Source organism: Roseateles terrae (genome assembly GCF_014192155.1).
In the GTDB taxonomy this organism is placed as follows: Bacteria; Pseudomonadota; Gammaproteobacteria; order Burkholderiales; family Burkholderiaceae_C; genus Roseateles; species Roseateles terrae.
On the sequence record NZ_JACHXO010000002.1, the window covers coordinates 394,045 to 406,136 of the forward strand.

Below are 12,092 nucleotides of genomic sequence, written 5' to 3' on the forward strand. Positions count from 1 at the left end.
ATGACGGGGACACGTCCCCGCCATCTGGGTGAGTCCCTGCGCTGAAAGCTGCTGACAAGTGGTGGCAGCACCCGACGAATGGTGATTGAAAGACTGGATATCCATCCAGTATTCTTTCACCTCAGACGCAAGCAGAGAGGAACGCCACATGCGCAAATATGAAGTCATCCTGGACCGGGTGCCGGTCCCCTATCACGAGCGGGATCTGGCCCGCACCATCGCCCGTCAGGTGCTGGACGCCCGGCTGGGAGGTCCCCAGGGCGTGATCGACGTCTTCCACGCCTGCTCCGCCATCACTGGCGGAGACGCCCGCTGGACGATTCCCGCCAGCGCCTCCCGGGCGGATTGCGCCATGGTCAAGCGCTGGCGCCGTGCCACCGAGGCGGCGCTGGATGCCATCAGCCAGGCCTTCGCGCAGGTGTTCGTCGGCATGTCGGAAGAAGATCTGGCGCTGGCCCGTGCGGACGAGCACCTGACCATCCGTCCGCTGGAAGAAAGCACCCCCGCAGACAACACCCGCGAGCTGCTGGCGCAGGCACGTGTGGGCCTGCCCTGGACGGCCACCGCCGCGGTGCTGGTGACGGCAGTGAGCAATGCTGCGGCGATGGCACACGCAGGCGCGATGGCTCGCTGAACGGGGGCGCGGAACAGTTCCGCGGTGAGCAGTTGAGCGGTGAGCAGTTGAGTCGCAGAGCGGGTGAGCGGGTGAGCGGGTGAGCAGCCGAGCGGATGAAGCGCCCAGCCACACGCCCGCCGCTTCGCCGTGGCGGGTTGGGCGCTCTTACTCGAACACCACCGGCTCGCCCTCGCCCTCCGTCTGGCGCTCCGGTTCCTGGGTCGTCAGCAGTTCGCTCAGCAGGGACGTCGCATAGTTGCCCGGGGGCAGTGTGAAGCTGAGCACCAGCTGTTCGCCCTGTGAGTCGCCCTGTGAGTCGTCCTTTCGCCACTCCCAGGTCATGTCACCCGGCAGCGCCACCAGCGAGCGACGCTCCTGCTCCAGGCCGGCATGCTCCAGGCCATCGCAAAGCAAGGCATGGCGCTCCGCCACGCCGTTCTCCAGCGCCTGCGCCTGCTCGGTGGTGCTGACACGGCCACGGCCCCACATCGGACCTGTCGGGCGGCCGGCTTCGTCCATCACGTCGCCCGGCAGCGCCTGCCCCCAGAGCCCTTGCTCGATGCGCAGTGCCAGCACTTCGTTGAACAGGAAGGACCGCACGGCCGACAAGTAGATGCCCTTCTTCTTCGGATTGCGCACCCGGATCTCGCGGGCCAGCATCAACCGGCCCTGTTCGACGTTGCCGCCTTCATGACCGAATCGCTGCGCGCCGAAGTAGTTGGGCACCCCTTGCGAGGCTGCGGCCTTGAGGTTGGCCTCCACCGCTTCCCGGTCGCCCTTCAGGTCCCGCAGCACGATGCGGAAGCGGTTGCCCAGCAGGTCGCCGGGACGCAGCTTCTTCACATGGCGGCTTTGGCTCAGCACCTTGAATTCGGGATGCTGCAGCTGGGTCAGGTCCGGCGTCTCGCCCTTGGGCAGATAGATGCTGAACCACTGGCGGGTGATGGCGTACCGGTCCTTGAGACCGGCATAGCCCACGTCCTTGTCCAGCACGCCGGCCGCGGCGGCCAGTTGCTGGGCGACGAAGGCGGTGTTGGCCCCGTTCTTCTCCACCTCGATCCACACATGCTCACCGGCCCCGGAGGGCAGTTGCAGAGCCAGTTCGGTGACGTTGAAGTCTTCGTTGTGAAGCTTGAGCGTGGCGGTCGCGCCGCTGGCCGGATAGGCATGCGGCCATTGCGGCAGGCGGAGGTAGGAGGTGTCGGTCATGGGCAGGAGCGGGGACGGGGGCGCGGGCAGCGGAGCGATGCGCACGGAGGCGCCGTCCAGGCGCAAACGAGGCGGCGTTCAACGCAAGGGCAGCAAATCGCGGATTGTCCTCGATCCGCCTCCACTCGATCCGCGCCCCGATATACCCGTCGCGGGGTGGGTGTCGTCGAGTGGACAGCGCCCCTCCCTGGGCTCGATTCGCCCCCGCTCTGTCCGCTAACTCGCCCGCAGCACCAGCGCCTTGATGCGCGCCAGCCGCGATGCGACCATCGGCATGGTCAATACCGTGGACGCCACCGCCATGAGCAGCAGCGCGGTGAAGGTTTCGCCGGAGATGATCTGCTTGTCCAGCAGCACATTGGCAAAGATGATCATGATCAGCGCCTTGGTCTGCAGCAACCATCCGATGATGGAGGCCTCGCCCGGCCCCCAGCGCAGCAGTCGCCCTGCCGCCTGCACACCGAGCAGCTTGCCGGACACCGAGGCCACCAGCAGCAACCCCGCAGCCGCAAACACCAGCCCGCCCTCCACGCCCCAGCGGGTGCGCAGCCCGGAGCTGAGGAAGTAGATGGGCATCAGTACCAGCAGCACGTGGTGGCGCAGGGCATCGCGCTCCGCTTCTTCAAACCATTCGGCATCCATCACCACCCCGGCCAGGAAGGCGCCGACCATGTAGTGCAGGCCGCACCAGTCCGCACCGAAGGCGCACAGCACCAGCCAGACCAGGCCGGCCATCCAGCGGTCGGCACGGCTGAGCATGCGCATCAGCCGGCGCATCAGCACCGTCGCCACGCCGAAGGCCAGCAGGAAGAGCAACTGCCTCCCCACCCGCTCCCAGTCCATCAGGATGACGGCCAGCACCGTCCAGATGGCGAGATCGTCCAGGCTGGCGTAGCGCAGAATGCGCTGCCCCATGGGCTGGCGCAGGATGTCCAGCTTTTCCATCAGCAGGATGAGGATTGGCAGCGCCGTCACCGCGCAGGACATGCCCACGCCGACGACGAACTGCCAGCGCTGCGCGGCGGCGCCCATCCACTGGTCGCCCAGACCCAGCAGCACCAGCGCGGCCAGTGCGCCAAAAACCATCGGCACGCCCAGCGCCAGCCCGGCGGTGATGCCGCTCTCCACGCGGTGCGCCCAGGCTTTGCCCAGGTCCAGCTCCATGCCGGCCAGCCAGACGAAGAGGATCACCGCCCACCACGAGACGCCGTTGAGCGCCTGCACCACGTCCGGCTTGAACAGCGCCTGGAAGGCCTCTGGAAAGACGCCGCCCAGCAGGCCCGGGCCCAGCAGGACACCGGTGAGGATCTGCACCACCACCAGCGGTGCGAACTGATCGGTGCCGCCCAGCCGCCAGATGAGATACGGAACGGCCAGGGTGACCGCCAGCGCGATCAGGAATAGCTCGGTGGTGCCCATGGTGTCTCCGGCGGCGCTGGGTGTCAGCTCATTTTTTGCCGATTTTGACAACGTTGTCTGGCCGCCGTCCGAGGGAATGCCCGAATGCGCGCGTGCCCGGCTGCCCGGCTGCCCGGCTGCCCGGCTGCCCGGCTGCCCGGCTGACCGGCTGCCCGGCTGACCGGCTGACCGGCTGACCGACTGACCGAGTGACCGAATGCTCCGCGCCCGACTCAGCGTTTCACGCCGGCCGGGCTACGGTGACTCGAACCGTGAATGACTCGAGCCAGGACTCGATCAGTTACTCGGGCAGGTGGGCCAGCCCAATCGGCGCACGCCCCGCCGCCGCGCTGATCAGCCCCAGCACCCGCCCCGGCTCACTGCCCACCATGTCCCAGGTGAAGCGCCAGCCCCAGTTGCCGCCCAGGATGCCAGGCACGTTCATGCGGTGCTCGCTGCCCAGGCCCAGCACGTCCTGCATCGGATACACCGCCAGGTTGGCCACCGAATTGGCGCAGGCCCGGATCATCGCCCAGTGGATGTCGTGGTCCCCGCAGGCCAGATAGGTGCCGGCAAAGGCCCGCTCGCGCGGGCTGGCCTGGTTCCACCAGCCCCGCACCGTGTCGTTGTCGTGGGTGCCGGTGTAGGCCACGGCCGCACGCGGCCAGTTCTGCGGCAGGAACTCGTGGGTGCCGTCGCCGCCAAATCCGAACTGCAAAATCTTCATGCCGGGGTACCCCAGCGCATCGCGCAGCTCGTGCACGTCTGGCGTGATGAAGCCCAGGTCCTCCGCCACCACCGGAATCTCGCCCAGCTGCTTGGCGATGGCATCGAACAGCGCCTTGCCCGGTCCGGTCATCCAGCGGCCCTGGGTCGCGTCCGGGCTGCTGCCCGGAATCTCGTAGTACGCCGCGAATCCGCGGAAGTGGTCGATGCGGAAGACATCCGCATTCACCAGCGCCCGCTTCACCCGCGCCGTCCACCAGTCGAAGTGTTCGTGGGCCATCTTGTCCCAGCGGTACAGCGGATTGCCCCAGCGCTGGCCGGTGGCCGACAGTGCATCGGGCGGCACGCCGGCCACCACGGTCGTCTGGAACTGATCGTCCAGTTCATACAGATCCGGGCGGGCCCAGCAGTCGGCGCTGTCATGCGCAACGAAGATCGGCAGGTCGCCCATGATGAAGACGCCGCGCTCGTTCGCATAACGCTTCAGCTCGCCGCACTGCACGTCGAAGCACCACTGCACGAATTGCCAGAAGGCGATCTCGTCGGCGTATTGCTCCCGGGCGCTGGCCAGGGCCTTCGGCTCCCGGGCGGCCAGGTCGCGCGGCCATTCCCACCAGGGCTGACCGTTGCGCGGCGAGCGGATGGCCATGAACAGGGCGTAGTCGGGCAGCCAGTGCGCCTGGCTGTCGCACCAGGCGGCATAGGCGTCACGCTGCTCCGGCGTGGCCTTGCTGAAGAATCCCGCGGCCGCTGCGCGCAGTTGCCGCTCTCGCCACGGCAGCACCTGGCCAAAGTCCACCCGCTGTGAGGCAAAGCCGCCGGCCGGCAGCTCCGGCGTGTCCAGCCAGCCCTGCGCCACCAGCGGCTCCAGCGCCACCATCCACTGGCTGCCGGCAAAGGCCGACACGCCCTGGTAAGGGCTCTCGCCCGGGCCGATCGGCGTGCTGGGCAGCCACTGCCACAGGGTCTGGCCAGCGGCTTGCAGCCAATCCACGAAGTGACGGGACTCGGGACCGAAGTCGCCGATGCCGTGCGGCCCCGGCAGGGAGGTGATGTGCAGCAGCACGCCGGAGTGGCGCTGGTTCAGGTCGATGCTCATGGCGGTCTCGCGATGTCTCGGAAGGGTGTTGTGCGTTCGAAAGGATGGGGGGTATGGAGGGTCTGTGCAGGTCCGGTGCGCAGGTTCAGACCGGCGCCTCCGCCGCCAGCAGCATCAAGGCCCGTGCCGGCACAGACAGGGACAGCGACGCCACCCGCCCGGGCGGTGTCACCTCGCTGCTGTCGATCCGCAGGGACCAGGCCTGCCGGCTGCGGCCCATGGTCGTCGGCGGCAGCTGGAACGGATGATCGCAGGGCGATGGATTGAACAGCAGCAGCAGGTCTTCGGAGCCGTCGCTCAGCCGCACGGCCAGCGCATGGGAGCCGCCGTCGTGCCAGTCCTCCTGGCGCATGTCACGGCCGGAGGGATGGAACCAGCGCAGGCTTACCGCCTCGTCGCCCCCACTGCTGAACCAGCGTCCGTGACGCAGCAGCGGATGTTCACGCCGGCAGCGCAATACCTCGCCGACAAATCCGGCCAGCGCCAGATCGGCGCCCTCCCAGTTCAGCCAGCCGATGTCGTTGTCCTGGCAGTAGGCGTTGTTGTTGCCGCCCTGACTGTTGCCGATCTCGTCGCCCGCGTACAGCATGGGCGTGCCCTGCGACAGCAGCAGCGTGGCCAGCAGCGCCCGCTGCACACGGCGACGGGTGTCGCGAATCTGAGGATCGTCGGTCGGGCCTTCGGCGCCGAAGTTGTGGCAGAGCTCGCCGTCGCGGCCGTCGCGGTTGTCCTCGCCGTTGGCCTCGTTGTGCTTGTGGGAGTAGCTCACCAGATCGGCCAGGGTGTAGCCGTCATGCACCGCCAGGAAGTTGACCGACGCCAGCGGCGATCGCTGCCCCTGCTGGAAGACATCGCTGGAGGCGGTGAAGCGCCTCGCGAGCGCGCCGCGGTTCACCGGCCCGCCGTCGGGGCCGTGCCCCAGCCAGTAACCGCGCACGCCGTCCCGGAACTTGTCGTTCCATTCCATGAAGCGGCCCGGGAACTGTCCCAGCTGATAACCCTGCGGCCCGGCATCCCAGGGCTCTGCAATCAGATGGACCTGGGACAGCAGCGGATCCTGCCGCAGCGCGGTGTAGAAGGCCGCCTGAGGATCGTGGCCGCAATCGGTGCGCCCCAGCACCGGTGCCAGGTCGAAGCGGAATCCGTCCACGCCCATCTCCGCCACCCAGTAGCGCAGCGAATCCAGCACCAGCTGGGTCACCCGCGGATGCTGCACCCGGACCGTGTTGCCGCAGGCGGTGAGGTTCTCCAGCTTGGACGGGTCGTCCGGCTGCAGGCGGTAGTAGCTTTTTTGGTCCAGTCCGCGCAGTGAGAGCGTGGGGCCGTATTCGTTGCCCTCGGGCGTGTGGTTGTAGACCACATCGAGCACCACCTCCAGGCCGGCGTCATGCAAGTCGCGCACCATCGCGCGGAACTCCTGCGCCACAGCGGTGGGGTCGTGCCGCACGGCGCTGCTGGCCAGGCGCGGGTCCGGGCAGAAAAAGCCCAGCGTGTTGTAGCCCCAGTAGTTGCGCAGGCCGGTGTGGGCCAGATGGGGCTCATCGATGGTGTATTGCACCGGCAGCAGCGACAGCGTCGTCACTCCCAGGCGCTTGAAATGCGCAATGGCCGCCGGATGGGCCAGGCCCGCATAGCTGCCGCGCAGCGCCTCCGGGATGTCCGGATGACGCATGGAAAAGCCCTTCACATGCACCTCGTACAGCACGACCGATTCCGGCGCGTGGCGGGGGGCATTGGCGCGCGGGTCGAGCGTCAGCGCGGTGGTGGAAGTGGCAGCGGCAGCGGCGGAGATCCCAGCACCAGCACCAGCACCAGCACCAGCACCAGCACCAGCACCAGCATCAGCATCCGTATCCGCGTCCGTACCGGCACGGACGGCCCTGCCACTCGGCGGCGCCACGCGGGCCTTCAATGCGATCGCACCGTTATCCCGCGCGTCCAGAATCATCGGGCCGTCGGGATGTCCCAGCGGATAGCCGTGATGTTCGGCCTGCCAGCTGAACTGGCCCACGATCTCGCGGGCATACGGATCCAGCAGCAGCTTGCTGGCATTGAAGCGGTGACCTTCCTGCGGCGCATGCGGACCATGTGCGCGCAAGCCGTAGACGAGGCCCGCTCGTGCACCGGGCAGGAAACCCGACCAGATGCCGTCCACCGGTCCCTGCAGCGGATAGCGGGCCAGCTCGCGCTGCCCGGCGTCGTCATAGAGGCAGACCTCGACCCGCCACGCGTGCGCCGAGAAGACCGCGAAGTTCACCCCGCCGTCGCGGACATGGGCGCCAAGCGGCTCATGCCGTCCGGGCTGGAGAGGAAGGGTCTTGGTCATCATCGTCATCAAACGGGGGAATCGGTGGACGCGGCATCGGCCGCGGCCACCAGAAAAAGCGTGGACATCGGCGGCAGCTGCAGCACCAGCGCGCCGTGCTCGACCCGGGGTTCGGGTCGGCCTTGCATCCAATCGGTACCGCCGAAGGCTTCGGCATCGGTGTCCAGCAGCAGCTGCCATCCTGCCCCACCGGAAGGCGAACCGGACGCCGGATCGCAAGGCAGCGGCACGTGATAGTTTTCCCGCGCCACCGGCGTGAAGTTGCTGACCACCACCACCGTCGCCGCCTCCGGGCAACTGCGGGCAAAGGCGAACACCGACTGCTCGCGATCCCGATCCTGCAGCCATTCAAAGCCGCTGGGCTCCGCCTCCTGCCGATGCAGCGCCGGCCAGCGCCGGTATACCGCATTGAGGGCCTCCACCAGCCGCTGCACGCCGGCATGCGCAGGGCGCTCCAGCAGTGCCCACGGCAGCGCGGATTCGAAATCCCATTCCTGCGTCTGCGCGAACTCCTGCCCCATGAACAGCAGCTTCTTGCCGGGGTGGCCCCACATGAAGCCGTAATACGCCCGCAGTGAAGCGAACCGCTGCCAGTCGCCCGGCGTGTCCCAGCGATCCGGCTGGGCCTGCACGGCGAGCGGCATCTCCGCCAGCGGACGATCGTCGGCCGGCATCTTGGCGATCAGCGCGCCTTTGGCATGCACCACCTCGTCGTGCGAGAGCGGCAGCACGAAATTCTCATTGAAGGCGTAGACCAGGCCGAAGGTGATCTTGTCGTGATGCCACTGCCGGAAGATCGGCAGCTCCCGCATGTAATGCAGGGAGTCGTTCATCCAGCCGAGATTCCACTTGTAGTGAAAGCCCAGGCCGCCCGAGGACGTCGGTGCCGACACCAGCGGAAATGCCGTCGATTCTTCCGCAATGGTGATGAACCCAGGCACCTCGCGGCCCAGGATTTCATTCATGTGGCGCAGCAGTGCCACCGCTTCGAGGTTCTCCCGTCCGCCATGGACATTGGGAATCCACTCGCCCGGCTGGCGGGAATAGTCACGGTAGAGCATGGACGCCACAGCGTCCACGCGCAGTCCGTCGACGCCGTGACGCTCCGCCCAGAACAGTGCCGCACCACAGAGGAACTGCCGCACCTGCGGCTTGCCGAAGTCGTAGATCAGCGTGTGCCAGTCCTGATGCCAGCCTTCTCGCGGGTCGGCATATTCGTACAGCGGCGAGCCGTCGAAACGCGCCAGGCCGTGGGGGTCTTCGGGGAAATGCGCCGGCACGAAGTCCAGCAGCACACCCAGGCCGGCGGCATGGCAGGCCGCAACGAAGCGCTGCAGGCCTTCAGGCGGTCCCAGCCGTGCGGTCGGCGCATGCAGGCCGAGGGTCTGGTAGCCCCAGGACGGATCAAACGGATATTCGGTGACTGGCAGCAGCTCCACATGGGTGAAGCCGAGTGCGGCGGCATAGGGCGGCAGCTCCCGCGCCAGCAGGTCCCAGTCCGGGAAGCCGTCATCCTCCCGGCGCCAGGACGTGGGATGCAATTCGTAGATGGACAGTGGCGCCTCGCGCCGATTGGCCTTCGCCCGTGCGGGCGGCAAGGTCACGGGCGGCGGCAGCCCGGCCACGATGCTGGCATTGTCCGGCCGCAGCTCGCCGCGGAAAGCGTACGGATCGGCCTTGAGCGGCAGCGGCTGCCCTTGGGCATCGATCACGGCGAACTTGTAGAAGTCGCCAATCGCCGCGTGCGGCACGAAGACTTCCCAGATGCCTGCATCGCCACGCAACCGCATCGGATGCCGCTCGGCGTCCCAGTCGTTGAAGCTGCCCACCACGCTGACCCGCTGCGCAGCGGGCGCCCAGACGGCAAAGCGGACGCCGTCCCGCCCTTGCCACTGCAGCGGATGCGCCCCCAGCCACAGCCAGGGCCGCAGATGGTCCCCGGCGGCCAGCAGACGCAGTTCGTCCTCGGGCAGCAGATCGATCAGGGACGCATCAACGGACATGGCGATAGAACAACAACGCGTAGGTCACTCCAGGTCTTGGGTCGGGCTGGGCGGCACCAGCCGCGGATTCAGCCCAGACTCTTGGCGGACCAGACCCGATCCACGTATTCCTCGATGGTGCGGTCCGACGAGAACAGTCCCATGCCCGCCATGTTCAGCAGCACGCAGCGCGCCCACGCGACCGGATCGCGGAACAAGTCGTCCACCCGCTCCTGCGCCTTCACATAATCGGCGAAGTCGGCCATCAGCAGGTAGATGTCCTGGTTCAGCAGCTTGTCGACCAGGGCGCGGTATCGACCCGAATCGCCCTGGGAGAAGTCGCCGCGCGAGATCGCATCGATGACGGCCCGCAACTGCGCATTCTGCTCGACATAGTGGCGCGGCTCGTAGCCCACCGCCTTGAGCGCTTCCACCGCCTCGGTGCGCAGGCCAAAGGTGAACATGTGCTCTTCCCCGAAGGATTCGGCCATCTCGATGTTGGCGCCGTCCCAGGTGCCAATGGTCAGCGCACCGTTCAGGGCGAACTTCATGTTGCCGGTGCCGGACGCTTCGGTGCCCGCCGTCGAGATCTGCTCCGACAGGTCGGCCGCGGGGATGATCAGCTCGGCCAGGCTCACACCGTAGTTGGGCAGGAAGACCAGCTTGAGACGGTCGCCCACACGCGGGTCGCTGTTGATCACGCGTCCCACGTCATGCGCCAGCTGGATGATGGACTTGGCCATCACATAGGCCGACGCGGCCTTGCCGGAAATGACCACGGTACGCGGCACCCAGTCCGCCGTCGGATTGGCGATGATGGCCTGATAACGGGCAATGACATGCAGCACGTTGAGCAGCTGCCGCTTGTATTCGTGGATGCGCTTGATTTGCACATCAAACAGGCTGTCCACCGCCACCGTCACACCCAGGTCGCGGCGGATGCGGTCGGCCAGGCGCTGTTTGTTCTCGCGCTTGACGGCCATCAGCGCCTGACCCAGCGCCGGATCGGCCGCCAGTGGCGTGAGACGGCCCATTTCGTCCAGGCGCTGACGCCAGCCGATGCCGATATTGCGGTCGAGCAGCGCAGACAGACCGGGGTTGGCCTGCTGCAGCCAGCGGCGCGGTGTGACGCCATTGGTCACGTTATGGAAACGCTCCGGGAACAGCCGCGCGTAGTCGGCAAAGATGGTCTTGACCATCAGGTCTGAATGAAGCGCCGCCACCCCGTTGACCCGATGCGACGCGACGATGGCCAGCGACGCCATGCGCACCCGGCGCTCGCCGCCCCAGTTGCCCTGGTGGCCGCCTTCGTCGATGAGCGAGACGCGGCGCACCAGTTCGCCGTCGCCGGGGTACTGCTGCTTCACCTGCTCCAAAAAGCGGTGATTGATCTCATAGATGATTTCCAGATGACGCGGCAGCAGGGCCTCGAACAGGCGCACCGGCCAGGTCTCCAGCGCTTCGGGCATCAGCGTGTGATTGGTGTAGCTGACCGCCTGACGGGTGATGGACCAGGCCTGGTCCCAGGCCATGCCGTGCTCATCCAGCAGCAGGCGCATCAGCTCGGCCGGGGCCAGCGCCGGATGCGTGTCGTTCAGATGGATGGCGTTGGCGCGGCCCAGCTGCTCCAGCGTCCCGAACTCCTGCAGGTGGCGCGCGATCAGGTCCTGCAGCGAGGCGCTGACGAGGAAGGCCTCCTGCTTCAGGCGCAGCTGGCGGCCGGCGTCGGTGCTGTCGTCGGGATAAAGAACCCAGTTGATCGCATCGGCGGCCACACGGTGAGCGGCGGCGGCCTGATGATCGCCGCGGCAGAAGGCAGCAAAGTCGATCGGCGCTTCCGCCTGGGCATGCCACTGGCGCAGCGTCGAGACGCGCTGGGTGTGGTGGGCCGGCACGATGAAGTCGTAGGCTTGCGCCACGAGATGGTCAGCCGGCACCCAGCGGCGCGCACCGCCCGCATCCACTTCCACATGACCGCCAAAGCCCACGAGATAACGCAGCTCGGGCCGCATCACTTCCCAGGGATTGCCCTGCGCCATCCAGTCATCCGGCGCTTCGACCTGACGGCCATTCTGGATGCCCTGCGCGAACATCCCATATTGATAACGCAGGCCATACCCGAAGGACGGCAGGCCCAGCTCGGCGAAGGAATCCAGGAAGCAGGCGGCCAGGCGGCCGAGGCCGCCATTGCCCAGCGCAGCGTCCGGCTCACGTTCCAGCACGTCCGGCAGCGTATGGCCCTCGGCGGTGAAGGCGGCGCGCACCGTCTCTTCCAGACCCAGCGCGGCCAGGGCATTGCCCAGGGCACGGCCCATCAGGAATTCCATCGACAGATAGTGCACACGACGCACCGACGCCTTGAGGCCGCGACGGGCGTCTTCGGCCTGCGTGTCGGCCCAGCGCTGGGCCAGCAGTTCACGGCAGGCATGGGCGGCGGCGCGCAGCAGGGCTTGCGGGCTGGCCGCTTCGCCGCCGACATGCAGCTCGCGCTGCAGCGCCAGTTGGAAAGCGACGCTCAGGTCGGAAGAAGCGGTGGGAGTCGTCATGGCATCACCGGTGGGAAAGGTGGACAGGGCACGGGAGGCAGCGGCATTCATAGGGTGTTCAGCGATGGGGCCGACAGCTCGCGGCCTCTACAGTGCGGTAGACGGCTGAAGTATCCACCAAGCGCCTGTAGTTTTCTGTAGTTTGACTACATCGGGTTATCCCGGATCCAGCGGCAAGTGATTGATTCAT

General features: G+C 67.3%; 7 protein-coding genes. 1 reads left to right on the forward strand and 6 read right to left on the reverse strand.

The features are described from left to right. Positions 1–148 precede the first annotated feature (148 nt). The gene (locus FHS28_RS08200) at positions 149–634 is read left to right on the forward strand and encodes a hypothetical protein (protein WP_088450234.1); all 486 of its coding nucleotides are present in this window, start codon (positions 149–151) and stop codon (positions 632–634) included. 147 nt (positions 635–781) lie between these two features. On the opposite strand, the gene truD is transcribed toward FHS28_RS08200, so the two are convergent. From truD to FHS28_RS08230, 6 genes are all read right to left on the reverse strand, one after another. Further along, positions 782–1,825 carry a tRNA pseudouridine(13) synthase TruD gene (gene truD / locus FHS28_RS08205; protein ID WP_088450665.1) on the reverse strand — a complete coding sequence of 348 codons (1,044 nt, stop codon included), beginning with the start codon at positions 1,823–1,825 and terminating at the stop codon, positions 782–784. Positions 1,826–2,041: 216 nt separating this feature from the next. Next, positions 2,042–3,244: a cation:proton antiporter gene (locus tag FHS28_RS08210; RefSeq protein ID WP_088450236.1), complete on the reverse strand. Its 1,203-nt coding sequence runs from the start codon at positions 3,242–3,244 to the stop codon at positions 2,042–2,044. Between the two features lie 280 nt (positions 3,245–3,524). Further along, positions 3,525–5,048, reverse strand: coding sequence for a 4-alpha-glucanotransferase (malQ, locus tag FHS28_RS08215; RefSeq protein ID WP_088450238.1), 1,524 nt, complete (start codon positions 5,046–5,048; stop codon positions 3,525–3,527). Positions 5,049–5,133: 85 nt separating this feature from the next. Beyond that, a complete protein-coding gene (glgX, locus tag FHS28_RS08220) occupies positions 5,134–7,374 on the reverse strand; it encodes a glycogen debranching protein GlgX (protein WP_246409734.1) in 2,241 nt (746 codons plus the stop codon). Between the two features lie 8 nt (positions 7,375–7,382). Continuing rightward, the gene (gene glgB / locus FHS28_RS08225; RefSeq protein WP_088450242.1) at positions 7,383–9,377 is read right to left on the reverse strand and encodes a 1,4-alpha-glucan branching enzyme; all 1,995 of its coding nucleotides are present in this window, start codon (positions 9,375–9,377) and stop codon (positions 7,383–7,385) included. 68 nt (positions 9,378–9,445) lie between these two features. Next, positions 9,446–11,953: a glycogen/starch/alpha-glucan phosphorylase gene (locus FHS28_RS08230; RefSeq protein ID WP_246409736.1), complete on the reverse strand. Its 2,508-nt coding sequence runs from the start codon at positions 11,951–11,953 to the stop codon at positions 9,446–9,448. Positions 11,954–12,092 lie beyond the last annotated feature (139 nt).

What these genes read in the sequence shown, in the direction of transcription:
- FHS28_RS08200 (WP_088450234.1), top strand. Translation starts at nt 149, where the DNA reads ATGCGCAAATATGAAGTCATCCTGGACCGGGTGCCGGTCCCCTATCAC.
- truD (WP_088450665.1), bottom strand. Translation starts at nt 1,825, where the DNA reads ATGACCGACACCTCCTACCTCCGCCTGCCGCAATGGCCGCATGCCTAT.
- FHS28_RS08210 (WP_088450236.1), bottom strand. Translation starts at nt 3,244, where the DNA reads ATGGGCACCACCGAGCTATTCCTGATCGCGCTGGCGGTCACCCTGGCC.
- malQ (WP_088450238.1), bottom strand. Translation starts at nt 5,048, where the DNA reads ATGAGCATCGACCTGAACCAGCGCCACTCCGGCGTGCTGCTGCACATC.
- glgX (WP_246409734.1), bottom strand. Translation starts at nt 7,374, where the DNA reads ATGACCAAGACCCTTCCTCTCCAGCCCGGACGGCATGAGCCGCTTGGC.
- glgB (WP_088450242.1), bottom strand. Translation starts at nt 9,377, where the DNA reads ATGTCCGTTGATGCGTCCCTGATCGATCTGCTGCCCGAGGACGAACTG.
- FHS28_RS08230 (WP_246409736.1), bottom strand. Translation starts at nt 11,953, where the DNA reads ATGAATGCCGCTGCCTCCCGTGCCCTGTCCACCTTTCCCACCGGTGAT.